General features: G+C 65.2%; 23 protein-coding genes and 1 pseudogene. 13 read left to right on the top strand and 11 right to left on the bottom strand.

The genetic code is table 11. The annotated features are described in order from the left end of the window. The first annotated feature begins 42 nt into the window (after positions 1–42). On the top strand, positions 43–951 hold the full coding sequence (locus N7422_RS14885) for an alpha/beta fold hydrolase (RefSeq protein WP_279807240.1): 909 nt from the start codon (positions 43–45) through the stop codon (positions 949–951). A gap of 97 nt (positions 952–1,048) precedes the next feature. Here N7422_RS14885 and N7422_RS14880 read toward each other — a convergent pair whose 3' ends face one another. From N7422_RS14880 to N7422_RS14860, 5 genes are all read right to left on the bottom strand, one after another. After that, entirely contained in the window at positions 1,049–1,390 is a 342-nt protein-coding gene (locus N7422_RS14880; protein WP_279807239.1) for a HopJ type III effector protein, read from the bottom strand. Continuing rightward, the gene (locus tag N7422_RS14875; protein WP_279807238.1) at positions 1,383–1,679 is read right to left on the bottom strand and encodes a DUF1244 domain-containing protein; all 297 of its coding nucleotides are present in this window, start codon (positions 1,677–1,679) and stop codon (positions 1,383–1,385) included. The genes N7422_RS14880 and N7422_RS14875 overlap by 8 nt, the downstream gene beginning before the upstream one ends. Positions 1,680–1,690: 11 nt before the next feature. Continuing rightward, positions 1,691–2,383, bottom strand: a complete 693-nt coding sequence (gene folM / locus N7422_RS14870) for a dihydromonapterin reductase (protein WP_279807237.1) — start codon at positions 2,381–2,383, stop codon at positions 1,691–1,693. Positions 2,384–2,459: 76 nt separating this feature from the next. Beyond that, positions 2,460–3,032 (bottom strand): antibiotic biosynthesis monooxygenase, encoded by a 573-nt coding sequence (locus N7422_RS14865; RefSeq protein WP_279807236.1) that lies wholly within the window; start codon positions 3,030–3,032, stop codon positions 2,460–2,462. A 148-nt stretch (positions 3,033–3,180) separates the two neighbouring features. After that, positions 3,181–3,804: a hypothetical protein gene (locus N7422_RS14860; RefSeq protein WP_279807235.1), complete on the bottom strand. Its 624-nt coding sequence runs from the start codon at positions 3,802–3,804 to the stop codon at positions 3,181–3,183. A 173-nt stretch (positions 3,805–3,977) separates the two neighbouring features. On the opposite strand from N7422_RS14860, the gene N7422_RS14855 reads away from it, so the two are divergent. Beyond that, a complete protein-coding gene (locus N7422_RS14855; RefSeq protein WP_279807234.1) occupies positions 3,978–4,433 on the top strand; it encodes a flavodoxin in 456 nt (151 codons plus the stop codon). Between the two features lie 20 nt (positions 4,434–4,453). On the opposite strand, the gene N7422_RS14850 is transcribed toward N7422_RS14855, so the two are convergent. After that, positions 4,454–5,341 carry a LysR family transcriptional regulator gene (locus N7422_RS14850; RefSeq protein WP_279807233.1) on the bottom strand — a complete coding sequence of 296 codons (888 nt, stop codon included), beginning with the start codon at positions 5,339–5,341 and terminating at the stop codon, positions 4,454–4,456. A gap of 102 nt (positions 5,342–5,443) precedes the next feature. On the opposite strand from N7422_RS14850, the gene N7422_RS14845 reads away from it, so the two are divergent. The 5 genes from N7422_RS14845 to N7422_RS14825 all read left to right on the top strand — a co-directional run bounded on the left by N7422_RS14845 (position 5,444) and on the right by N7422_RS14825 (position 12,168). Beyond that, a complete protein-coding gene (locus N7422_RS14845; protein WP_279807232.1) occupies positions 5,444–5,830 on the top strand; it encodes a CidA/LrgA family protein in 387 nt (128 codons plus the stop codon). Beyond that, on the top strand, positions 5,820–6,506 hold the full coding sequence (locus tag N7422_RS14840; protein ID WP_279807231.1) for an LrgB family protein: 687 nt from the start codon (positions 5,820–5,822) through the stop codon (positions 6,504–6,506). The genes N7422_RS14845 and N7422_RS14840 overlap by 11 nt, the downstream gene beginning before the upstream one ends. 173 nt (positions 6,507–6,679) lie before the next feature. Further along, positions 6,680–7,585 (top strand): alpha/beta hydrolase, encoded by a 906-nt coding sequence (locus tag N7422_RS14835; protein ID WP_279807230.1) that lies wholly within the window; start codon positions 6,680–6,682, stop codon positions 7,583–7,585. A 116-nt stretch (positions 7,586–7,701) separates the two neighbouring features. Next, entirely contained in the window at positions 7,702–8,616 is a 915-nt protein-coding gene (locus tag N7422_RS14830) for an SDR family oxidoreductase (RefSeq protein ID WP_279807229.1), read from the top strand. 393 nt (positions 8,617–9,009) lie between these two features. Beyond that, positions 9,010–12,168 carry a hypothetical protein gene (locus tag N7422_RS14825; RefSeq protein WP_279807228.1) on the top strand — a complete coding sequence of 1,053 codons (3,159 nt, stop codon included), beginning with the start codon at positions 9,010–9,012 and terminating at the stop codon, positions 12,166–12,168. Here N7422_RS14825 and N7422_RS14820 read toward each other — a convergent pair. Next, positions 12,147–12,935: an IclR family transcriptional regulator gene (locus N7422_RS14820; RefSeq protein ID WP_279807227.1), complete on the bottom strand. Its 789-nt coding sequence runs from the start codon at positions 12,933–12,935 to the stop codon at positions 12,147–12,149. The genes N7422_RS14825 and N7422_RS14820 overlap by 22 nt on opposite strands. A gap of 191 nt (positions 12,936–13,126) precedes the next feature. On the opposite strand from N7422_RS14820, the gene hmgA reads away from it, so the two are divergent. The 4 genes and pseudogenes from hmgA to N7422_RS14800 all read left to right on the top strand — a co-directional run bounded on the left by hmgA (position 13,127) and on the right by N7422_RS14800 (position 17,767). Continuing rightward, entirely contained in the window at positions 13,127–14,428 is a 1,302-nt protein-coding gene (gene hmgA / locus N7422_RS14815) for a homogentisate 1,2-dioxygenase (protein ID WP_279807226.1), read from the top strand. A gap of 3 nt (positions 14,429–14,431) precedes the next feature. Continuing rightward, positions 14,432–15,724, top strand: coding sequence for a fumarylacetoacetase (gene fahA, locus N7422_RS14810; protein ID WP_279807225.1), 1,293 nt, complete (start codon positions 14,432–14,434; stop codon positions 15,722–15,724). 12 nt (positions 15,725–15,736) lie between these two features. Further along, positions 15,737–16,366 carry a maleylacetoacetate isomerase gene (maiA, locus tag N7422_RS14805; RefSeq protein ID WP_279807224.1) on the top strand — a complete coding sequence of 210 codons (630 nt, stop codon included), beginning with the start codon at positions 15,737–15,739 and terminating at the stop codon, positions 16,364–16,366. Between the two features lie 51 nt (positions 16,367–16,417). Continuing rightward, positions 16,418–17,767, top strand: a pseudogene (locus N7422_RS14800) (aromatic acid/H+ symport family MFS transporter). Here the strand turns inward: N7422_RS14800 and N7422_RS14795 are convergent. Beyond that, entirely contained in the window at positions 17,756–18,562 is an 807-nt protein-coding gene (locus N7422_RS14795; protein ID WP_279807223.1) for a tetratricopeptide repeat protein, read from the bottom strand. The pseudogene N7422_RS14800 and the gene N7422_RS14795 sit on opposite strands and share 12 nt — an antisense overlap. Before the next feature lie 123 nt (positions 18,563–18,685). On the opposite strand from N7422_RS14795, the gene N7422_RS14790 reads away from it, so the two are divergent. After that, entirely contained in the window at positions 18,686–19,705 is a 1,020-nt protein-coding gene (locus N7422_RS14790; RefSeq protein ID WP_279807222.1) for a Glu/Leu/Phe/Val dehydrogenase dimerization domain-containing protein, read from the top strand. 38 nt (positions 19,706–19,743) lie between these two features. Here the strand turns inward: N7422_RS14790 and N7422_RS14785 are convergent, their stop codons facing one another. Then, on the bottom strand, positions 19,744–20,007 hold the full coding sequence (locus tag N7422_RS14785; protein WP_279807221.1) for a YebG family protein: 264 nt from the start codon (positions 20,005–20,007) through the stop codon (positions 19,744–19,746). A 244-nt stretch (positions 20,008–20,251) separates the two neighbouring features. Here N7422_RS14785 and N7422_RS14780 point away from each other — a divergent pair, with 244 nt between their 5' ends. After that, a complete protein-coding gene (locus N7422_RS14780; protein ID WP_279807220.1) occupies positions 20,252–20,722 on the top strand; it encodes a phosphate-starvation-inducible PsiE family protein in 471 nt (156 codons plus the stop codon). A gap of 3 nt (positions 20,723–20,725) precedes the next feature. On the opposite strand, the gene N7422_RS14775 is transcribed toward N7422_RS14780, so the two are convergent. Together N7422_RS14775 and N7422_RS14770 are read right to left on the bottom strand one after the other, a co-directional pair. Further along, positions 20,726–21,013: a DUF3509 domain-containing protein gene (locus tag N7422_RS14775; RefSeq protein WP_279807219.1), complete on the bottom strand. Its 288-nt coding sequence runs from the start codon at positions 21,011–21,013 to the stop codon at positions 20,726–20,728. 120 nt (positions 21,014–21,133) lie between these two features. Continuing rightward, the gene (locus tag N7422_RS14770) at positions 21,134–21,481 is read right to left on the bottom strand and encodes an HPF/RaiA family ribosome-associated protein (RefSeq protein WP_279807218.1); all 348 of its coding nucleotides are present in this window, start codon (positions 21,479–21,481) and stop codon (positions 21,134–21,136) included. Positions 21,482–21,632 lie beyond the last annotated feature (151 nt).

Raw genomic sequence — 21,632 nt, 5'->3', positions numbered from 1 at the left:
AGCCCGTCCGCCAGCATGGCGCGACGCCGCAGGGAGCGCGCCATGAGCAGCCTCACCCAACCCGCCTGTGCCTTTCGTCATGTCGCCGCCGACGGCTACGGCCTCGGGGGTTGGCGCTGGCGCCACGCCGAGCCTGACCCCCAGCGCCCGCTGGTGATCATCAACGCCGCCACCTCGGTACGCTGCCGCTACTACGCGCGCTTCGCCGACTACCTGTTCGCCCAGGGCTTCGATGTGCTGACCTACGACTACCGGGGCATCGGTGAGTCGCGTCCGGCCTCGATGCGTGGTTTCCAGGCGACCTGGAGCGACTGGGGGCGGCTGGACTTCGAGGCGATGCTGCAATTGGCCGCCGCCGAGCATCCCGGCCAGCCGGTGCATGTGGTAGGGCACAGTTTCGGTGGTTGGGCGCTGGGGCTGGCGCCGTCGGCGGCGCAGGTGCGCCATGCGGTGCTGGTGGGGGCGCAGTTCGCCTACTGGCGCGACTATGCGGCGGACCAGCGCTGGCAACTGTTCGGCAAGTGGCATGTGTTGATGCCGCTGTTGACCCGGGTGTTCGGCTACTTTCCCGGCAAGCGCCTGGGCTGGTTGGAGGATACCCCGGCCGGCGTGGTGCACGACTGGAGCACCCGCACGCCGCGCTATGAACACCGGCCCAGCGGGCGCCTGCTCGAGACGCCGCCGTTCGCTCAGGTGCGGGCGGCGACCCTGGCCATCAGCCTGACGGACGATCCGTTCGGCACGGTGGCGGCCACCGAGCGGCTATTGGGGTATCTGCAGGGGGCCGAGCGGCGGCATCTGCGCGTTGCGCCCGGGGATATCTCGGTGGGCGAGATCGGGCACTTCGCGTTCTTTCATGATCGCTTTCGTGAAAGCCTGTGGCCGATTGCGCTGGGGTGGTTGCGGCAGGGGCGCCTGGAGGCTGGCGCACCAGGCCAGGTCATCAACTGATCTCGCCTGTGTCGGCCTCATCGCCGGCAAGCCGGCTCCCACAAAGGCTGCGGCGCAACTGTCTTGGTTTGGGGCCGCTTCGCGGCCCCATCCGCTATCAGGCCAGGCGCGTCAGCGGCTGCGTGGCGAACTTCACGCCCGCCAGGCCGTGTTTGATCAGGGCGCGGATATTGCCATGGTCGCTGCCCTCGGGCGTGGCCACCACGCTGCGGTAGTGTTCGCCGAAGGCCAGCAGCGCTTCCTGGTCGCTCAGCCCTTCCAGCAGCGCCAGGCCCAGGGTCTTGCACGAGCCTTCGTTCTGCCCGGCGGCGTTGTGCACGTCGCCATTGTCGAAGGCCTGGGGCTGGTAGCTGTAGTGCGCGGCGATGAACGCCAGGGTATCGGCGAATACGTGCTCGCCGCTGGCGAGGCTGCTGCGCAGGGTGTTCAGGTCAGTCACGGGGTTTTCCTTGTTCGAACGCCGCCTGTTGCTCGGCGCTGGCTTCTTTCTGGTATTGGGCTTTCCACTCGGCATAGGGCATGCCGTACACCTGCGCGCGCGCGTCGTCCAGGCTCAGTTCGACCTGGCGTTCGTCGGCGGCGGCCTTGAGCCATTTCGACAGGCAGTTGCGGCAGAAGCCGGAGAGGTTCATCAGGTCGATGTTCTGCACGTCGGTGCGCTGTTGCAGATGATCGACCAGGCGCCGGAATGCGGCGGCTTCGAGTTCGAGTTGTTGTTGCGGGGTCATGGGCAGTCTCTTCAAGTCATGCGGTTCTTCAGATGGCGGCCACCGTTGATGACCACCTGGCTGCCGGTGCTGTACTGGCTGTCGAGCAGGAACAGCACGGCGTCGATCAGCGGGCGGGCGCCGGGTTCGAATTCCAGCAGGGCCTTTTTCAGGGTCTGCTGGCGGTACTCGTCGTCGCCGCCTTCCTTGAGGATCAGCAGGCCGGGCAGGATACCGTTGACCCGCACCTTCGGCGCGTATTTTTCGGCGAACGACAGCACCATGTTCTGCAGCGCGGCCTTGGTCGCGGCATAGCCGATGTGGCTCTTGCTGCCACGTGAGGAGGTCTCGTCGCAGATGTGGATGATGTCGGCCTTGTCCACCTTGTCCAGCAGCTCGCCCAGGGCGAGGTTGAGGTGGTAGGGCGCCTCGACGTGCAGGCGGAACATGGTGTCGAGGTTGTCCAGGCCATCGTCGAGCCACAGCGAGGCGTTGTGGATGATCGCGCGCAGGCCGTCGTAGTGGCGCTGCAGGTGGTCGATCAGGGCCTGGCGGTCTTCGCCGCGGGTGAGGTCGGCCTGGAACTGCCGGATATTCGGATGTGCCGCTTGCGGATGCAGGCTGCGGCTGGCACTGACCACCGTATGGCCGGCCTGCGCGAGCTCCAGGGCCAGGGCCAGCCCGACGCGCTGGCTGGCTCCGGTGATGAGGATTGGGCTGTTCATGTTCGGGCGGTCTGTTCGTCTGTCCGTGCGTGATGCCCCAGCATACCCGAACTGCGTGGCCTTGCGTGCCTGCGCCTCAGCGGCTGCGCAGGCCTGTGGAACCGCCCTGCGCCTTGCGTGGCGCGGGGTTCAGCCAGCCGGCCAGGAGCCGGGTCGACAGGGGAATGAACAGGTACACCATGAGCGGCGTCAGGGCCAGGGTGCTGATCAGGACCCGGGGCAGCAGGTCCAGCGGCGCCAGCCAGTGGCCGAACAGCAGGTTGAACAGCAGCGAGACCGGGAAGAACGCCAGCCAGATGGCCATGGCCTGCTTCCAGCGCGGCGGTTTTTGCACCATGTTGGTGCCGAACCAGTCATCGATACCGCTTACGCGCCTCTCTTTGGGGCGCTCGAACAGGCCATTGCCACGGGTCAGCCAGGCACGGCGCGAGGCCGAGTGCTCCCAGGCGTGCAGGGTCTGCTCGTTGGTGAAGCGGAAGATGATCTGGAATTCGTCGCCCTCGACAGGCGGCGCGAGGATGCCCGAGCCCAGGTAGCCGGGGAAGTCGGTGGCCAGCTGTTCGCCTTCATGCAGCCAGGCCAGCAGGTCCTGGTAGCGGCCATGGGCGGCGCGGCGCGACACCATCAAGGTGACGGGTGGGGTAGACATCGTGTATCTCCTGGCGACGGGGCTGGCGGGTAGCCGGCCCCTTGGCGTGCGGCCCGGGGTGGTGGGCGGCGCAGGCATGCTTGCAAGAATCGGGCACGGATTATCGCCGATGGATCATGACCGGTCAGTTTCAGCGGGCGGACGGTCGTCAGAACGTGCTGGGAGCCTGGGCGTGCAGTTCGGGGTGGGCCTGGCGATGGGCCTGCAGGATGTATTCGCGCAGGCGCTCGATTTCCTCGGCAGGGCTGTGGGACAGGTCGTAGGCGGCCAGGCGTGGGCCGATGCGTCGGCGCAGCAGGCCAAGCAGGCCGATGGGTGGGATGTCCTCTGCGGCGAAGCGCAGGTCGAATTGCGCGGGCGCTTCGGCGCCGCCACGCACCTCCACCAGCACGCCCTTGAACGAGATGTCGCGGACCCACAGGTCGCTGGCCTGGCCGTGATCGTCCAGCAGGGCAACCGGTTGCTCCAGCGACAGGCGCCAGGGGCGCAGCATGGGGCCGTCTTCATAGATGTCCGGCGAGCCCAGCTGCAGGTGCAGGGCGTGGAACTCGTCCTCGACCAGTTGCAGGGGGAAGCTCAGTTGCTGGTTATTGAAGCTGGCCTGCAGCGTCACCTGCTCGTTGGCCACCAGGCGGGTGAGCAGGTCCTTCAGCCGACGGTCGCCATTGACCAGCAGGCTCGACATGGGGTCGGCCAGGTTCAGCTGGGGCGAATGCTGCATGTCCTGGATGAAATCCAGTTCGTCCTGGGAAAGTAGGGCGTCTGCTTGCATGGTCGAACTCGAAGGGGGCGGTTTCTTCACGGCGATGGACAGCGGCAAATGGGCTTTGTTCAGGTCACTCGTCGGATGACGGCGCGGGCATGTGACTTTGGGCTGAGCAGGCCTTTTGCCACTGTCGGGTGCTAGTATCCTACGTTTTCACTCAGTTTCGGAATCCTCACCCGATGAAAGTCGCCATTATTTCCGGTTCGGTGTACGGCACCGCCGAAGAAGTCGCCCGCCACGCCGAATCGCTGCTCAAGGCCGCCGGCCTGGACGCCTGGCACGCCGCCCGTGCCACCCTGCAGGACATCGAGGGCTATGCCCCGGACGCATTGCTCGCGGTGACCTCGACCACCGGCATGGGCGAGCTGCCCGACAACCTGATGCCGCTGTACAGCATCATTCGCGACGTGCTGCCGGCGGCCTGGCGCGGCTTGCCGGGTGCGGTGATCGGCCTGGGCGATTCGAGCTATGGCGACACGTATTGCGGCGGCGGCGAACAGATGCGCGAGTTGTTTGCCGAACTGGGCGTGAACGAGGTACTGCCGATGTTGCGGCTCGATGCCAGCGAGACGGTGACCCCGGAGACCGATGCCGAGCCTTGGTTGGCGGAGTTCGCCGCTGTCCTGAAAGGTTGATGTCGCCTGGGCCGTTTGCCTCAATGCGCGGCTGAATCTTCGCGCAGCAACGCCAGCCACGCCTGCGCCGCGCGTGACAGGTAAGCCCCGCGCCGCCAGATGAAGGCGATGTCCCAGCGCAGGTACTCCGGCGCCCGCAACGGCAGGCGCACCACCCCGGGCCGCTCCAGCGCCCGGGCGACGATCGCCGGCAGCAGCACCACGCCTTGCCCGGCCGCCACCAGCGCGGCGAGAAAGTCCGCCTGGCCGCTGCGCCCGCCTTCCTTGGGCGTGAACCCCACCTGCTGACAGGCGCTGAGCAGCCGGTCGTTGAGCACGAAGCTGCGCTGATACAGCAGAAATGGCGTATCGGCCAGTTGCGCCAGTTCGACTTCAGCCTGCCCGGCTAGTGGGTGCCCGGCTGGCAGCAAGGCCTCCAGTGGTTCGTTGCAGAAGGGCTGGTATTCGAACGCCGGATCGCTTGGGGTGAGGCTGCCGCCCAGCTCCAGTTCGCCACTTTTCACCGCCTGCTCGACCATGCGGCTGCCGCCTTCGAGCAGCTGGATGGCGATGTTCGGGTGGCGCCGTCGGTACTCGGCGAACAACCCGGCGAACAGCGCGTCGCTGCCCAGCAACGGCAGGCCCAGGCGCAGCTCGCCGCGGGCCATCTGGCTGAGGTCGTCCAGTTCGCTCAGCAATTCCTGGCGCTGGCGCAGCAGGGCCTCGCCGCGTTCGAGCACGATGCGCCCGGCGGCGGTCAGCAGCAGTTGCGAGCCTTCGCGCTCCAGCAGTGGCTGGCCGATGTCCTGTTCCAGCTGGGCGACCTGCTTGCTCACCGCCGACTGGCTGATATGCAGCGTGGCCGCCGCCTGGGTGAAGCCGCCGCGATGCACGACCTCGATGAAACTGCGCAGCTGTTTGAATTCCATGATCGTTGGATTCCATTTTGGAATGCCTGTCAGTCTAACAATTCGCTTCTGGCCTAGGTGCGCGACTTTTACAATGGGCACGTTGTCGAGGAAACCCTGCCCATGAATCCTGCATTGTTGAAGAAAACCCTGCGCCTGCTCACCGAGCTGTCGGTGTTGCTGGCCCTGTTCCTGATCGGTGGCCAACTGGCCGCCTGGCTCGCCTGGCCGATCCCCGGTGGCGTGATGGGCCTGGCGCTGCTGCTGGTGCTGTTCGCCACGGGCGTGCTCAAGCCGGCGACCCTGCAACTGGGCGCCGGCTGGCTGATGGCGGAAATGCTGCTGTTCTTCATCCCGGCGCTGATGAGCCTGCTGGACTACGGCAGCCTGCTGCGCAGCGAGGGTTGGCGCATCCTGCTGGTGATCGCCCTCAGCACCTTGCTGGTGATGGTGGTCACTGCGGTGACCGTCGAGCTGGTGTGCCGCTGGAGGTTGCGCCATGAGCCTTGAACCCATGCCGTTGTTCTGGCTGGCACTGACCCTGGGCGCCTACCTGGGCAGCCGTTGGCTGTACCGGCGCAGCGGCCGCTACCTGCTGTCACCGTTGATCCTGGTTCCGGCGTTGCTGCTGGCGGTGGCCGTGCCGTTGCACACCGCCTACGTCGAGTACGCCCGCAACACCCACTGGCTGATGGGCGTGCTGGGGCCGGTGACCGTGGCGTTCGCGGTGCCGATCTGGCAACAACGGGCGATGCTGGCGCGGCATTGGCCGGCCTTGCTGGTGGGCATGCTGGCCGGCAGCGTGGCGTCGATCGGCAGTTCGTGGGTGCTGGCGCACCTGCTGGCGCTGGACGATTCGGTCAGCCTGTCGTTGCTGCCACGTTCGATCACCACGCCGTTCGCCATGCCGGTGGCCGAGGACCTGGGCGGCGTGCCGGAGCTGACGGCGGTTTTCGTGATGTTCACCGGCGTGCTCGGGGCGATGTTCGGCGGCATCCTGCTGCGCTGGCTGCCGCTGCGCACACCGCTGGCGCGGGGCGCGCTGTTCGGCGTCGGCGCCCATGGCGCCGGGGTGAGCCGGGCCCAGGAGGTCGGACGCGAAGAGGGCTCCGTGGCCGGGCTGGTCATGGTCCTGACCGGCCTGCTGAACCTGCTGGCCGCGCCTTTGCTGGTGAGGCTGATCTGACCGTTCGTGCCACTGACTCGCTCGGTCATCAGGCTGGCTGCCAAGGCGACCTATCACCTTCGTATTGGCTTCTAGACTCTGCCTCGACATAGAGAGCACATGTATGTGCCGAGGTGACATGCAATGAACGCAGCCTTGCCCTATTCCGACACTTATCCACCGGGACGACCGTGATGCCACTGGCCGAGATTCCATTGTGCGTCTGGCGCACCCGGAGCCAGGGGTTCACCTTCCGGGGCCAGAGCATCCGTTACTGGACGGCAGGGCAGGGCGAGCCCCTGCTGCTGCTCCATGGCTTCCCCACCGCCAGCTGGGACTGGCACTACCTGTGGGCGCCGCTGGCGCAACGTTTCCGCGTGGTGGCCTGCGACATGCTCGGCTTCGGCGACTCGGCCAAGCCGGTGGACCACGACTACAGCCTGCTGGAGCAGGCCGACCTGCAACAGGCGCTGCTGGCGCACCTGCGCATCGACCAGCCGGTGCACCTGCTGGCCCACGACTACGGCGGCAGCGTGGCCCAGGAGTTGTTGGCCCGCCACCACGAACAGCGCCTGCAGATCGCCAGCTGTGTGTTCCTCAACAGCGGACTGTTCCCCGAGAGCTGCCGGGTGCTGCTGATCCAGAAGCTGCTGCTCAGCCGCCTGGGCTGGCTGGTCGGGCGCTCGTTCGGGCGGGACGACCTGGTGCGCAACGTCATCCAGGTCTACGGCCCCTGCACCCATCCCAGCGAAAGCGCGCTGGACGACTACTGGAGCCTGATCGTTTCCAACCGTGGTCCGCGCATCCTGCACAAACTGATCAGCTTCCTGCCCGAACGCCGGGCCCAGCGTGAGCGCTGGGTCGGCGCGCTGCAGCGCGAGGGCGTGCCGTTGCGTTTCATCAATGGCGCGGTCGATCCGTTGTCCGGGGCGCACATGGTCGAGCGCTACCGGCAGATGGTGCCGGATCCCGACACCGTGGTGCTGCAGGGCATCGGCCACTACCCGCACACCGAGGCGCCGGTGCAGGTGCTGCGCCACTACCTGGCCTTTCGTGAACAGCCGATGAGCTACATGCCGCAGAAGGTCGCCTGGTCCTGACCAGGCGACCATCGCCTTGCGTTATTGCCCGGCATTCGCCGTGGTGCGCTTGATTGCCCGGCCCCGGTGGCTGGCTGACACTCCCTTGCATCCCTTCATTGCCAGGAGCCTTGAGCATGAGCGAGCCGGTAAATCTGCAGGATCGAGTGGTGATCGTCACGGGGGCCGGCGGTGGTCTGGGCCGGTCCCATGCATTGCTGTTCGCCGCCCGCGGCGCGAAGGTGGTGGTCAATGACCTCGGCGGTTCGACCCATGGCGAGGGCGCCAACGCCTCGGCGGCGGATCGGGTGGTCGAGGAAATCCGCGCGGCCGGTGGCACGGCGGTGGCCAACCATGACTCGGTCACCGAGGGCGCACGGATCGTCGAACAGGCGCTGGACAGCTTCGGCCGCGTCGATGTGCTGGTGAACAACGCCGGCATCCTGCGCGACAAGACCTTCCACAAGATGGAAGACAGCGATTGGGAGCTGGTCTACCGGGTGCATGTCGAGGGCGCCTACAAGGTCACCCATGCCGCCTGGCCGCACCTGCGGGCGCAGAACTGGGGGCGGGTGATCTTCACCTCGTCCACCTCGGGCATCTACGGCAACTTCGGCCAGGCCAACTACGGCATGGCCAAGCTTGGCCTCTATGGCTTGACCCGTACCCTGGCCATCGAAGGCCGCAAGCACGGCATCCTGGTCAACGCCATCGCGCCGACCGGCGGTACACGCATGACCGAGGGGCTGATTCCACCGCAGGTGTTCGAGCGGCTCAAGCCCGAACTGGTCAGTCCGCTGGTGGTGTACCTGGGCAGCGAGCAGTGCCAGGACAGCGGCGAGCTGTTCGAGGTCGGTGGTGGCTGGGTCGGCAAGGTGCGCTGGGAGCGCAGCCAGGGTGTGGGCTTCGACCCTCGGGAAGGGTTCACCCCCGAGCAGGTGGCGGACAACTGGGCGCGGATCGGCGACTTCGACGGTGCCGGGCATCCGCAGGACAGCCTGCAGGCGTTGCAGCAGATGATGGCGAATCTGCAGAAGTACCCACTGGACTGACAGGCCAGGCAGGCCATCGCTCATCCGAAACGCTGGGCGATTCTTGCAGAAATAAAAAAGGCCGCTGCAAACGCAGCGGCCAATCGAGACGTTAGATCAAGGAGCTTCAAAATCAACGTCGGTGAACCTTGGTGGCGCGAAAGGCGGGGGGAGAGCCCTTCGTGCCGAACCAATGGGGACAGAATAGGCAATTGTGCCTGTAGGAAAAATACTGGCTTTTGACATTCTCTATTACATCTCCCGCGATAATCTCCAGTGTTTCCAGGCGTGGTTACCGGAGTAACCACACAGTGCATACGTGTTTTGTGGGCTAGTGCTCCAGTCTTTCCATCCGCTACCTCTCTTCTGGCTTCGTCATGGTCTGGGCTCCTACATCGCCCCAGGAAAGAAGTCATGAGCCAAAGTTCTATTTCTGTCATTAACCCCGAAAATCCAGGCACGCCCGCAGCCGACCCTGAGGTACTGGGCGCCCTGGCCATACTCGCGATGACGTTGCAGGCGCATTTCGCACTGGCCCCTGCGCTGTCTGGTCTGGAGCACGTGCCTCAATGGCAGGCCGATACCGAGCAATGGTGGTTGCAGCATGCGCCGGTTCTTCAGGAGCAATTGCGCGAACTTCTGAAACTGCATGTACGTGCATGGGGGATGCGCCATGGCGCGCCGAGGGCGGACATCGAGGCGCTGCTGCCGGACGGCTACGAAGAGCCGCTGCATGGCAGGGTGACGTTGCGCACCGACAGCGATGTACAGGTATGCATACCAGGGTGCCTGGCGTTGGTCCATGAACTGGACGATGCCGAAGAGCCATTTGTGCTATTTGGGCTCGGATTGGGTGTCTGGTTCGATGGACGCCAGCGCAACGCCAGCGATCTGCTTGAGTGCCTGCAGGCGGACTGCCATTGGCTGATTGCCGTCTCCGAGGAAGAGCGCGAGGCGTTGAGGGTGGCGCAATCGGTCGAGATGCAGTTGGAGCCGTTGGCGGTCCCGCTGGAGCATCAGTTGCTCATGGATATGCAGTCGCTGCACGAGCGCCTGGTCATGCAAGCGCTGAGTACTGCCGACGCTGACGTTGATGCGGCGGTCGCCCTCGAACCTCTGTTGCAAGGCATCCAGCAGCAGGTGGCGGCGGCCTTGGCCGACTATCGCCAGGCGCAGTCGCCGGAATGGTTGCGCAACCTGTCGAAGGATCAACGTGAGCAGCTGATCCAGCTGAATCAGCAACTGGCAGACGCCGAGAACCGATTCTCAGAGCAATCAGGTCATTCCGACTTCTATGCATACGCGGAGCATCAGGTTGGCATCCGGTTGACCCAGATGGGCCTCGGACACATTGCGCCTGCCGATGTGGAATTGAAGGTCACCCATGATTTCACCCCTGATGCACCGGCACAGGTGGTCACGCTGATGGAGTGGGTGTGTAGCGAGGCTTATCACGGTGATCGACTCAGCGTGGAGGTCCAGCACGATGAGTTGCGTGACGCGCTGGGAGTGGCTGACCTGGCGAGGATGGCAGATGAATTGCAGTTGCGTCAGCGCTATGCCGACTGGTTCGAGGAGGTTTACCAGAAGGAGTGGATCCAGAATCTGCTGGGCCAGGCGCTGGACGCCAAGTTGCGTCTGGCGCTGCAAGCCGCAGATTTTCAGGGCCTGGATCGTCGAGCGGTAGCGTTGCTGGAGGCGGCCTTGGAGGAAGACTGGTCGCACAAACAGATCACGGTGGGGTGGCTATGGATCAACGGCGAAATGCTGTTGACCGATCACTTGCATCTGTCTGACCAGGATATTCACGTACTTTATGCCCCCGGCTCACCGAGTGGGGATCTGCAGGTGTTCCAATCTGAATTTGCAATGAGCTCGGAAATCGGGGCACTCAGTGCCACACCTCAGGGGCGCGATTATCTTTCGGGACACGTAGAGCGTGCTCAACGCCCGGCATTGAACCGTTTCCTGAAACGGGTGGAGCGGATTCCCCAGGAGTGGTCGGGTCATACCGTTGTAGTGGGCGTGGAGGACATCACGGGCTGGAGCCAGTTGCTCAAGCGTTGGACGGACCTGAGGGTCCTGAAAGTTTGCGACGATCTCGAAGCGATCAGGCCAGAACGCTTCGCAAACCCAGACGATACCGTGCTACGGCGTGTGCATGCGCTGGATCACGAGTTGCGCGTACTGTTGGTCGATTACCAAACCGTGGCGCAGGTTCCGACGTTCATGGCTCATGCGCGCGAGCAGGTCAGTGCGCGGATCAACCAGTACCCCGGCAATCAGGGGGGCTGGATCGACTCGGATACGGTACTGGTCGAGCTGGACATGGGAGTACGGCAGTCGCTGACACAGGTGGCGGCCGCGGGTTATCCCGAAGACTTCAACTTCAATGATTTCGCCCGCCTCAGTTCGACGGTCGGTCAGGACCTGTCTCACCTGAATCGTCAGGCAATCGGCGGGTACATTCGCGCCGTCAGGCTCGGCCAGGAGTACTGCAAGGTAATCGGCGACAGCTACCTTGACCCGGGCGCCGAGGGCCGCTCCAGGCCGATGGAACTGCACCGTCACCTGCTGGGCATGAAGCTTCAGCGTGACTGCCTGCTGGAGCTGCAGCGCGGCGTGCTCGGTGATGAGCATGCTGCTTGGCTCGAGACCGTCTGCATGCGTTTCCACGACGGCAGTTTCATCGAGGACTGCAAGTTGGCCGAGCTGAAGGTCAATGGCGCCTCGATCGTCGAGGGGTACCTGCTGCAGTCGGAAAAAACAAAAGGGTCGTTGATCTACCTGAGCGATGGTCCAGAAGGGCGGTGCCTGTTCACGGTTCAGGATTTCGTCGATCGCTGGCGTGAGGAGGGCATGCAGGACTGGATCTATGAGCACATCGCGATTGACGACGAGGAAGCGATCCGAGCATTGAACGAGCGGGTTCGAAACGCTGATGGCGAAGATGAGTCGAACGCCGAGGGGGATGAGCTTATCGCCAGATCCCTGCAGGTGCGCCACAACATCGACGACTTGAGCGCTGCCCTGCGGCACAAGGTGCGCCGTTTGCTCGCCGAAGCCGCGCGCGATGCCTACAGTGCCGCCAGGCGTATCACCCAGTCCGTGCTGTCGCTGCTGGAACTCGTGGGTGAATTCGTCGCAGTGGCGTTCCCGCCTGCACGTGTCGTGATGAGCTTCATTCGGGCAGGACGCGCGTTTTATCAGAGCGTTGTCGCGCTGGGTGATGGCGACAGGACCGCGGCGCTCGTTGCCTTGCTCAAGGGCATGGCCAGCCTGCCAGGGGCGACAGGCTTGATGAAGGTTTATGGGGAAAAACTGATCGCCCATGGCAGCCGGCTTTGGAATACCTGGTTCCCAGGGCCGTCCTCCAGGCTGAGTATCTGGCTAAAGGACCTTCATGAGCGACTCAAGTCGCTTTACGCGAGTTACGAGATGCGGCTAGGCGCAACCTGGGAAGCGGGGAAGGCGCTTCATGAAGGCTTCGCGGAGGAACTGATCTGGTTCACCACAGCGTCTGTCGCTCGGGAAGAGGAGCGAATGGCCATTCAGCGCGCGGCCTGGCGCTGATAGCCCATGCGCCTGCTGACGGCCTCGACGGCCGCCAGCAGGCTTCGCGCCGCAGGGCCCTGTTCGTCGGCATGGAAGATCGACGTCGGCCCGACCACGGTCATCACCGCGGCGACCTGCCCCATGGCGTTGAACACCGGCGCCGACAGCGCGTCCACCCCGGGCATCAGCAGGCCATGCACATGGTGCAGGCCACGCTGGCGGATCTGCGCCAGCAGGGGGGCGTAGTCATCCGCGGTCTGGCCCAGCGAGGCCAGCTCGCGGTCGCGCAGTTCGAGGGTCTCCCGCTCTGGCAGATGGGCGGCGAATACCAGCCCGGTGGACGAACTGAGCAGCGGCAGCACCGAGCCGATCTGGGTCACCACCGTCACCGCGCGCACCGCCGGTTCGATGCTCACCACCGTCGCCCCCTGGTTGCCCCACACGGCAATGAAGCAGCTTTCGTTGAGTTCGTCGCGCAGCTGCGACAGTGGCAGCGCCGCGACTTTGAGCACATCGATGCTGCCCAGTGCCGCCATGCCCACGCGCAACGCCTCGCGTCCCAGACCGTAATGGTTGGTGGCCGGGTCCTGCTCGGCGAAACCGCTGGCGATCAGCGCCTGCAGGTAACGGTGGACCTTGCTTGCCGGCATCTGCACATGCTCGGCCAGGCGCGACAGCGAGGTGGACGGGGAGAGTTCGGCCAGGGCCTTGAGGATGTCGGTGCCGACTTCCGCCGAGCGAACTTTCTGTTTGCCGTTGTCGGCGCTGCTGCTGGCTTTGGCCATGAGGGACTTCTATGCGGATTTTACAGGGTGGCGCCTTTATAGCTTGACGCCTGCACGGGAGCAAATTACGTTATTCGTAATCTGATTACGATAAAAACAATGCAGACGCGCTGCCGCCCTTGGTGCCGGTTTCAGGATCGGGCCCGCAGCCAGCTGCCCGCAACGGCTCCCAGCAGCCCGGAGGCACCGAGATGACCCGCGACACCTCACCCGAACTTGAGTACCTGAGCGGTTTCGGCAACGAATTCGCCAGCGAAGCCTTGCCCGGCGCCCTGCCGGTCGGGCAGAACTCGCCGCAGAAGGCGCCTTACGGTCTGTACGCCGAGCTGCTGTCGGGCACCGCATTCACCATGACCCGCAGCGAATTGCGCCGCACCTGGCTGTACCGCATCCGCCCCTCGGCGCTGCATCCGCGCTTCGAGCGCCTGGAGCGCCAGCCGCTCAATGGCGCACTGGGGCCGATCAACCCCAACCGCCTGCGCTGGAGCCCGCAGCCGATCCCTGGCGAACCCACCGACTTCATCGACGGCTGGTTGCCGATGGTGGCCAACGCCTCCTCGGAAAAACCGGCCGGCGTGAGCATCTACATCTACCGCGCCAACCGCTCGATGGAGCGGGTGTTCTTCAACGCCGACGGCGAGCTGCTGCTGGTACCTGAGCAGGGGCGTCTGCGCATCGCCACCGAACTGGGCGTGCTGCAGGTGGAGCCGCTGGAAATCGCGGTGATCCCGCGTGGCATGAAATTCCGTGTCGAACTGCTCGACGCCCAGGCCCGTGGCTACATCGCCGAGAACCATGGCGCGCCGCTGCGCATCCCGGACCTTGGCCCGATCGGCAGCAACGGCCTGGCCAATCCGCGCGACTTCCTCACCCCGGTGGCGCATTACGAAGAATCCACCGGCCCGGTGCAGTTGGTGCAGAAATTCCTCGGTGAACACTGGGCCTGCGAGCTGCAGCATTCGCCGCTGGACGTGGTCGCCTGGCACGGCAGCAACGTGCCGTACAAGTACGACCTGCGCCGTTTCAACACCATCGGCACGGTCAGCTTCGACCACCCCGACCCGTCGATCTTCACCGTGCTGACTTCGCCCACCAGCGTGCACGGCCTGGCTAATATGGATTTCGTGATCTTCCCGCCACGCTGGATGGTGGCCGAGAACACCTTCCGTCCACCGTGGTTCCACCGCAACCTGATGAACGAATTCATGGGCCTGATCCAGGGCGCCTACGACGCCAAGGCCGAAGGCTTCCTGCCCGGCGGCGCCTCGTTGCACGGGGTGATGAGCGCCCACGGCCCGGACGCCGAGACCTGCGACAAGGCCATCTCGGCCGACCTGGCGCCGCACAAGATCGACAACACCATGGCCTTCATGTTCGAGACCAGCCAGGTGCTGCGCCCGAGCCTCGAGGCTCTCGAAAGCCCGCAGTTGCAGGCCGACTACGATAGTTGCTGGGCTACCCTGCCGAGCACCTTCAACCCGAACCGGAGATAACCGATGAACCACACCGCCATTGCCCGTAGCTGGGTCGAGCACGCCAACGGGCACCGCGACTTCCCGCTGCAGAACCTGCCACTGGGCATCTTCAGCCGCCCGGGGCAGGCGCCACGTTGCGGCGTAGCCATTGGCGACGCGATCCTCGACCTCGAGGCCGTGCTGGCCGCCGGCCTGTTCGACGGTGCGGCCAAGGCCGCCGTCGAGGCCACCACCGGTGGCGCGTTGAACGCCTTCTTCGCCCTCGGCCGTTCGGCCCGTGTCGCCCTGCGCGAGCGCCTGCTGGCGCTGCTGGGTGAGGCCAGCGAGCATCAGGCGGCCTTGAAGCCCGCCCTGTATCCGGCCAGCGAATGCCAGCTGCACCTGCCGGCGAAGGTCGGCGACTACACCGACTTCTACGTCGGCATCGAACACGCCAAGAACGTCGGCAAGCTGTTCCGCCCGGACAACCCACTGCTGCCCAACTACAAGTACGTGCCGATCGGCTACCACGGCCGCGCCTCGACCCTCCGTCCGTCCGGCACCGACGTGCGCCGCCCCAAGGGCCAGACCCTGCCGGCAGGCCAGACCGAGCCGAGCTTCGGCCCCTGCGCGCGCCTGGACTACGAACTGGAGCTGGGCATCTGGATCGGCCAGGGCAACGACATGGGCCAGTCGATTCCGGTCGGCGACGCCGCCGAGCACGTAGCCGGCTTCTGCCTGCTCAACGACTGGTCGGCGCGGGATATCCAGGCCTGGGAGTACCAGCCGCTGGGTCCGTTCCTGTCCAAGAGCTTCATCACCAGCGTTTCGCCCTGGGTCGTGACCGCCGAAGCCCTGGAGCCATTCCGCTGCGCCCAGCCGGCGCGCCCGGAAGGCGATCCGCAACCGCTGTCGTATCTGCTGGACAAGCGCGACCAGGCCGGCGGCGCCTTCGATATCGAACTGGAAGTGCTGCTGGTCACCGCGCGCATGCGCGAGCAGAACCTGCCGGCTCATCGCCTCACGCTCAGCAACACCCGCAGCATGTACTGGACCGTGGCGCAGATGGTTGCCCATCACAGCGTCAACGGTTGCCAGTTGCAGCCGGGCGACCTGTTCGGTTCGGGCACCCTGTCGGGCGCGCTACCGGGCTCGTTCGGCAGCCTGCTGGAGATCACCGAGGGCGGCAAGCACCCGGTGGAGCTGGCCAGCGGCGAGGTACGCAAGTTCCTCGAGGACGGCGACGAGACCATCCTGCGCGCCCGCTGCGTGCGCGATGGGGTGGCCAGCATCGGCTTCGGCGAGTGCCGTGGCACCATCGTCGCGGCCAACTGAGGGGGCAGGGCGATGGAACTGTTCACCTACTACCGCTCCACGTCGTCGTATCGGGTGCGCATCGCCCTGGCGCTCAAGGGCCTGGACTACCAGGCCCTGCCGGTGAACCTGCTCAAGGGCGAGCAGCGTGGCGCGGCCTACCTGGCGCTCAACCCGCAGGGGCGGGTGCCGGCCTTGCGCCTGGAGGGCGGCGATCTGCTGGTGCAGTCGCCGGCGATCATCGAGTACCTGGAGGAAGCCTTCCCGGAAACGCCCCTGCTGCCCCGTGCGCCCGAAACCCGGGCCAAGGTGCGTGGCGTGGCGGCGATCATCGGTTGCGATATCCATCCGTTGCACAACGTCAGCGTACTCAACCTGCTGCGTCAGCTCGGGCATGACGAGGGGCAGGTCAACCAGTGGATCGGCCACTGGATCAGCCAGGGGCTGGCGGCGGTCGAGCAACTGATCGGCGATGACGGCTTCTGCTTCGGGGCAACGCCAGGCCTGGCCGATGTCTACCTGGTCCCGCAGCTGTACGCGGCCGAGCGCTTCAACATCGACTTGGAGGGTTACCCGCGCATCCGCCGAGTGGCCGCCCTGGCCGAGCAGCATCCGGCCTTCCACAAGGCCCACCCGGCGAGGCAGCCCGACACGCCCGACTGATCGCCACAGCCCGCACCTGCACTCATAACAACAACAGACAGGTACCTTGCGATGCACAACCAGATTGCCAGCTTTCGCGCGGCGCTCGACGCGCGCCCGGTGTCAACCTACCAGTGACGCCTGCTGCTGTTGTTGATCCTGTTGTTGGTTACCGATGGCTATGACGCCCAGGTGCTGGGCTATGTGATCCCCGCGCTGGCCCAGGACTGGGGGCTGGAAAAGGCCGCCTTCGGGCCGGTGTTCAGTGCCAACCTGCTCGGGCTGACGGTCGGTTCGCTGGCGGTGACGCCGCTGGCCGACCGCTTCGGCGTGCGGCGGGTGCTGCTGTGCTGCGTGCTGCTCTACGCCAGCCTGACCGTGCTGATGGTGTTCTCTTCTTCGCTCGACAGCCTGATGCTGGCCCGCTTTCTCTGCGGTATCGGCATGGGCGGGGCCATGCCCAGCGCCATGGCGCTGATGGCCGACTACGCGCCACCGCGCTTGCGTACCCTGATGGTGACCCTGGCGGCCTGCGGATTCTCCCTGGGCGGGGCGGCAGGCGGTTTCGTCGCCGCCGGCTTCATCGACCACTACGGCTGGCAGGCGGTGTTCCTCGCCGGGGGCGTGGCGCCGCTGCTGCTGTTCCCGTTCCTGGCGCTGTTCCTGCCCGAATCGCTGCCGCGCCTGCTGCGCGACGCGCCACCCTATGCGCGGCTGCAACGGGTGACGGCCCGCCTGCTACCCGGCTGGCAGGTGCCGACGGCCCTGGTGGCGAAGGATGAGCCGGTGGACAGTACGTTCACCGTGGCCGCCCTGTTCCGCGAGGGCTTTGCCCGGTCGACCCTGCTGCTGTGGAGTACGTTCTTCGTCAGCCTGATCCTGCTGTACTTCATGATCAGCTGGCTGCCATCGTTGCTGCAGGAAAGCGGGCTGGCGCTGAACCAGGCCAACCTGGTCACCTCGCTGTTCCTGTTTGCCGGCACCTTCGGCGCGGTGTGCCTGGCCTGGTGCGCCGATCGCATGAAGAACAAGGCCTATCTGCTGGCTGGCGTGCTGCTGGGGGCGGCGTTGTTCAGCGTGCTGGTCGGCGTGAACCATGACGACCCGCGTTGGCTGGTGCCCAGCGTGTTCGCGGCCGGCTTCTGCATCATCGGCGGGCAACTGACGCTCAATGCCTTCGTCAGCAACTTCTACCCGGCCCAGGTACGTGCCACCGGCACCGGCTGGGCGCTGGGCGTCGGACGCTTCGGTTCGATTCTCGGGCCGTTGCTGGGCAGCCTGCTGCTGACCCTGCATATGCCGGTCGAGCAGATTTTCTTCTTCTGTGCCATCCCCGCGCTGCTGGGGGCGCTGTTGATCAGCCAGGTGCGTGCGCCAAGGCCGCAGGCGCCGGTGGCCAAGGCCCAGGCGCTAATGGATTGAGCGTTTGCCGCTGGGCAGCTGGGCGAGACGTTCGCTGAGCTTCAGGCGTTGCACCGGGTCATCGCTGAGCAGCAGCGCGTGCTCCAGGTCGAAGCGCTCGGCCTGGGGGCAATCCAAGTGCTGGTACAGCGTGGCTCGAGCCAGGTAGTCGCCGACTTGTACCGGGCCAAGCTGCATCACCCGCTCGGCATCGATCAGAGCGGCCAGGTCGTTGTCGTTGCTGATGTGCAACTGGCGCAGGTTGCGCGACAGGCGCTGGAGCATCTGCATCGGCGAGGCGCTGCGCATGTGTTCGGCGCTCAGCGCGACCTGAGGACCGAACTGGCGGGCGAGCAGCTCGCGGCAATCGTTGGGGTAGAGGCGCCGGCCAGCGCAAGGGTCGAGCAGATGGTCGGCGCCGGGCACGCGCAGCAGGAAATGACCGGGAAAATTGACCCCCTCCAGCGGGATCGACAGGCGCTGGGCCAGCTCCAGGGCAAGGACGGCCAGTAGCAGCGGTTGGCCGCGGCGGCGTTGCAGCACCTTGTCCATCATGGCGGCCTGTGGACGCAGCGGATGGTACTCGTCCTGTTGAAAACCCAATGCACCGAGCTGGCGCAGCAGCGGCTGGGCCAGCTCGGTGACGGGCAGCATCGGCAGGCTGGTGCTGACATTTCGCTGCAGCTGGTGCAGCTGGGCAAGGCTGGCCGCGGGCTCGACCGTACGATCATGCTCGGCGGCGATCCACAGGGTGGCTTCCAGCAGGGCGACCGGCTCGCGTTCCAGGCAGGCCAGGCAGGCTTGGCGTGGGTTCATGGGACCTCTCCATCACGCTTAACTTGTAGCCCTGGCGGAGGTTTTCGTCCAGTGGTCCGCCCGCGTAGTGTCCAGCCTTGACCTGCCTATACTGGTAGGAGCACCTCTTCGGGGAGCCCGTCGATGTTCGCGCTCATGCAAAGCACCCGTACCCAGTCGCTGCACCTGTTCATCGATCCACCCACGGGCCTGAAGGCCGTGGTGGTGATCCACAGCGAGCAGTTGGGGCCAGCCATGGGCGGGTGCCGCTACCTGCCCTATGCCGATGACGAAAGTGCCATGGCCGATGCCATCCGCCTGGCCCAGGGCATGAGCTACAAGGCGGCGCTGGCGGGCCTGCCGATGGGCGGCGGCAAGGCGGTGATCGTGCGCAATCCGCATGTGGAGAATCGTGCGGCGCTGTTCGAGGCCTTTGGTCGCTTCGTCGACACCCTGCAGGGGCATTTCATCACAGCCGTGGACAGCGGCACTTCGACCCTGGACATGGACTGCATTGCCCAGTCCACGCCCCATGTCACCAGTACCACGGCCTCGGGCGACCCCTCGCCCCATGCCGCCATGGGCGTGTTCGCCGGTATTCGCGCCACGTCGATGGCCCGGCTGGGCAGCGACAACCTCGAGGGCCTGCGGGTGGCGGTGCAGGGGTTGGGCAACGTGGGTTATGCCCTGGCCGAGCAACTGCATGCGGCGGGTGCCGAGTTGCTGGTCAGCGACCTGGATCCGGGGAAGGTTCGCCTGGCGGTGGAGCAGTTCAATGCCCACCCGGTGGCCCACGAGGCCTTGATCAGCACACCGTGCGACATCTTCGCGCCCTGTGGTGTGGGGCCGGTGTTGAATGGACAAAGTGTGATGCAGTTGCGTTGCGCGGCGGTGGCGGGGTCGGCGAACAACCAGTTGACCACCTTGCAGGTGGCCGACCAGCTGGAAAACCGCGGGATTCTCTACGCACCGGACTATGTGATCAATGCCGGTGGCCTGATCTATGTGGCGCTTACTTATCGGGGCGAGGGGCTGGGCACCATCACCTCGCACCTGGCGCGGATACCGTCGCGGCTGACCGAAGTGTTCGCCCATGCTCAGGCGGAAAAGCGGTCGCCGGCGCGGGTGGCACAGATGTTGGCGGAGCGGTTGCTATACGGCTGAAGATGGGTGTCGGCCCCGCGCAGGGGCCACCGCCGAAATCACTCCGTCTCGCCACCTTCGAGCAGCTCCGCCAGCGCATCGGGCTGGCTCTTGAACGCCCGGGCGAACACATCGCGGTGTTTGGCCATGTAGATGCCGGCTTCCTCGACCTGCTGCTCGCTCAGCGACGGCACCGCCTTGTGCAGCACCTCGGCCAGGCGTTCGGCCAGTTCGAGCATCTTGTCGTGACGGTCTGCTTCGGCCTTATCCATGAACAAGCGCTCCGGGTCGCGGCTGCTGCGGTACACCACTTCGACGGCCATTCATCACCTCTATGCCTTTTTGCTGGTTGGATTGCTGGATAACTGTGTTTTTATACAGTACATGGGCGCGCCACTGACCTGCAAGCTCGATGATGGCCTTGTGCGCAGAAAAACAGCGTAGCCCACAGGTGCCCTGCGGCAATCCACCGCCTTCCAAGAGAGGGGCCATGGCCTTTTAACTGCATGGCACAAGTGTCACAGGCGTGGCGCACCATCCTTAAGCCGTATCGGGGAATCGAAGATCGTGAACATCAAATGGGCAGACAGACTGCGCAAGGGCCTGCATGGCTCCGCCGACTCGGTGGGCAACCTGTGCGTGGAGGCGTTCCACTACCTGGCGCTGTTCGGTATCGGCGCGATCACCGCCTATGCGGCGGTGGTGACGTTCCTGGACATGCTGAGCAAGGGCGGGGTCAGCGTCGATGACATCCTGCTGCTGTTCATCTACCTGGAACTGGGGGCGATGGTGGGGATCTACTTCAAGACCAACCACATGCCCATACGCTTCCTGCTGTACGTGGCGATCACCGCGCTGACGCGTCTGCTGATCGGTGACGTGTCGCACCACAAGGCGCCAGACGTCGGCCTGCTGTACCTGTGCGGCGGCATCCTGCTGCTGGCGTTCGCCATTCTCGTGGTGCGCTATGCGTCGTATCGCTACCCGTCGACCAGGGTGCTCGATGCCAACGGCAAGGAAGTGGACGAGGGCAAGTAGCCCTCAGTTGGCCAGGCCGCTCACCGGGAGGTGATGGGGGCGGGTGAGGGCGGCGAGCACCTGCAGCGGGTTCTGGCCGAGCTCGATGGCCAGGCCCAGGCGGATGCTGTCGATGACCCGCTGCAGGCGCACCGGGTCGTTGCGTTGGGCTTGGCTGATCAGGCGCTTGGCGACCACGCCGCTGTCGTCGGACAGGGTCAGCATGATGCTGCCGTCCAGGCGCTCGATGCTCAGGTTGACCCGGTACTCGGGCGCGAAGGCGGCGCTGATGCGATCGAAGGGGTTGCTCATGTTCGTGCTCGGCGATGAAGGATTGCAGCGGTTGACCGGGGCAGGGCGATGTTGGTTCAGGCCCGTTGATCGGTACAAATGAAAACGCCCGGCGCAAGGCCGGGCGTTTTCGTTCGAGCATCAGGCTTCTGGATCGCTCAGTTCCAAGGCGCCGCGCTTGCTGCGCAGCTTGCCGTAGAAGTGCTCCAGTGCGTGATTCAGCTTGCTGGCGGCACCGTCGACGGCCTGATCCAGCGATGCGGCGGTGTGAGTCACGGAAATCGGTTGGTGGCCTTTCGGGCGAGCCTCCATCTGGCAGCGTTTGTCGTGCGTTCCGGGCTTGGCGCCGTTGTCGTCGCGCAAGTGGACTTCGATGCGGGTGAGGTCGTCCTCGAAACGTTCGAGGCTGCTTTGCAGTGTGCTGCGGACCCACTCGTTCAAGCGGACGTTGCCTTGGATCTGGTTGCTGCTGTTGACCTGGATTTGCATGATTCAATCCTTATTCAGCTTGCTCGCAGGAAGCGCGCCCAGGTCGCTGAGGACATTGGGTTTTCTGCGCCTCTTGACTCTAAGGTCAGGCATCCGCGCAACGAATTCAACCCCCTTTCGAAGAAAAACTTCCTGTTGCAAAAAGCCCGGC

The organism is Pseudomonas sp. GD04091, from assembly GCF_029836165.1.
GTDB lineage: Bacteria > Pseudomonadota > Gammaproteobacteria > Pseudomonadales > Pseudomonadaceae > Aquipseudomonas.
The sequence above is the reverse complement of the archived record's forward strand: the minus strand, read 5'-3'. Positions and strand labels throughout refer to the sequence as shown.

What these genes read in the sequence shown, in the direction of transcription:
- N7422_RS14845 (WP_279807232.1), top strand. Translation starts at nt 5,444, where the DNA reads ATGAATCCTGCATTGTTGAAGAAAACCCTGCGCCTGCTCACCGAGCTG.
- N7422_RS14885 (WP_279807240.1), top strand. Translation starts at nt 43, where the DNA reads ATGAGCAGCCTCACCCAACCCGCCTGTGCCTTTCGTCATGTCGCCGCC.
- N7422_RS14770 (WP_279807218.1), bottom strand. Translation starts at nt 21,481, where the DNA reads ATGCAAATCCAGGTCAACAGCAGCAACCAGATCCAAGGCAACGTCCGC.
- N7422_RS14860 (WP_279807235.1), bottom strand. Translation starts at nt 3,804, where the DNA reads ATGCAAGCAGACGCCCTACTTTCCCAGGACGAACTGGATTTCATCCAG.
- N7422_RS14820 (WP_279807227.1), bottom strand. Translation starts at nt 12,935, where the DNA reads ATGGCCAAAGCCAGCAGCAGCGCCGACAACGGCAAACAGAAAGTTCGC.
- folM (WP_279807237.1), bottom strand. Translation starts at nt 2,383, where the DNA reads ATGAACAGCCCAATCCTCATCACCGGAGCCAGCCAGCGCGTCGGGCTG.
- N7422_RS14850 (WP_279807233.1), bottom strand. Translation starts at nt 5,341, where the DNA reads ATGGAATTCAAACAGCTGCGCAGTTTCATCGAGGTCGTGCATCGCGGC.
- N7422_RS14855 (WP_279807234.1), top strand. Translation starts at nt 3,978, where the DNA reads ATGAAAGTCGCCATTATTTCCGGTTCGGTGTACGGCACCGCCGAAGAA.
- N7422_RS14785 (WP_279807221.1), bottom strand. Translation starts at nt 20,007, where the DNA reads ATGGCCGTCGAAGTGGTGTACCGCAGCAGCCGCGACCCGGAGCGCTTG.
- N7422_RS14795 (WP_279807223.1), bottom strand. Translation starts at nt 18,562, where the DNA reads ATGAACCCACGCCAAGCCTGCCTGGCCTGCCTGGAACGCGAGCCGGTC.
- N7422_RS14840 (WP_279807231.1), top strand. Translation starts at nt 5,820, where the DNA reads ATGAGCCTTGAACCCATGCCGTTGTTCTGGCTGGCACTGACCCTGGGC.
- N7422_RS14775 (WP_279807219.1), bottom strand. Translation starts at nt 21,013, where the DNA reads ATGAGCAACCCCTTCGATCGCATCAGCGCCGCCTTCGCGCCCGAGTAC.
- hmgA (WP_279807226.1), top strand. Translation starts at nt 13,127, where the DNA reads ATGACCCGCGACACCTCACCCGAACTTGAGTACCTGAGCGGTTTCGGC.
- fahA (WP_279807225.1), top strand. Translation starts at nt 14,432, where the DNA reads ATGAACCACACCGCCATTGCCCGTAGCTGGGTCGAGCACGCCAACGGG.
- N7422_RS14835 (WP_279807230.1), top strand. Translation starts at nt 6,680, where the DNA reads ATGCCACTGGCCGAGATTCCATTGTGCGTCTGGCGCACCCGGAGCCAG.
- N7422_RS14830 (WP_279807229.1), top strand. Translation starts at nt 7,702, where the DNA reads ATGAGCGAGCCGGTAAATCTGCAGGATCGAGTGGTGATCGTCACGGGG.
- N7422_RS14790 (WP_279807222.1), top strand. Translation starts at nt 18,686, where the DNA reads ATGTTCGCGCTCATGCAAAGCACCCGTACCCAGTCGCTGCACCTGTTC.
- N7422_RS14875 (WP_279807238.1), bottom strand. Translation starts at nt 1,679, where the DNA reads ATGACCCCGCAACAACAACTCGAACTCGAAGCCGCCGCATTCCGGCGC.
- N7422_RS14825 (WP_279807228.1), top strand. Translation starts at nt 9,010, where the DNA reads ATGAGCCAAAGTTCTATTTCTGTCATTAACCCCGAAAATCCAGGCACG.
- N7422_RS14865 (WP_279807236.1), bottom strand. Translation starts at nt 3,032, where the DNA reads ATGTCTACCCCACCCGTCACCTTGATGGTGTCGCGCCGCGCCGCCCAT.
- maiA (WP_279807224.1), top strand. Translation starts at nt 15,737, where the DNA reads ATGGAACTGTTCACCTACTACCGCTCCACGTCGTCGTATCGGGTGCGC.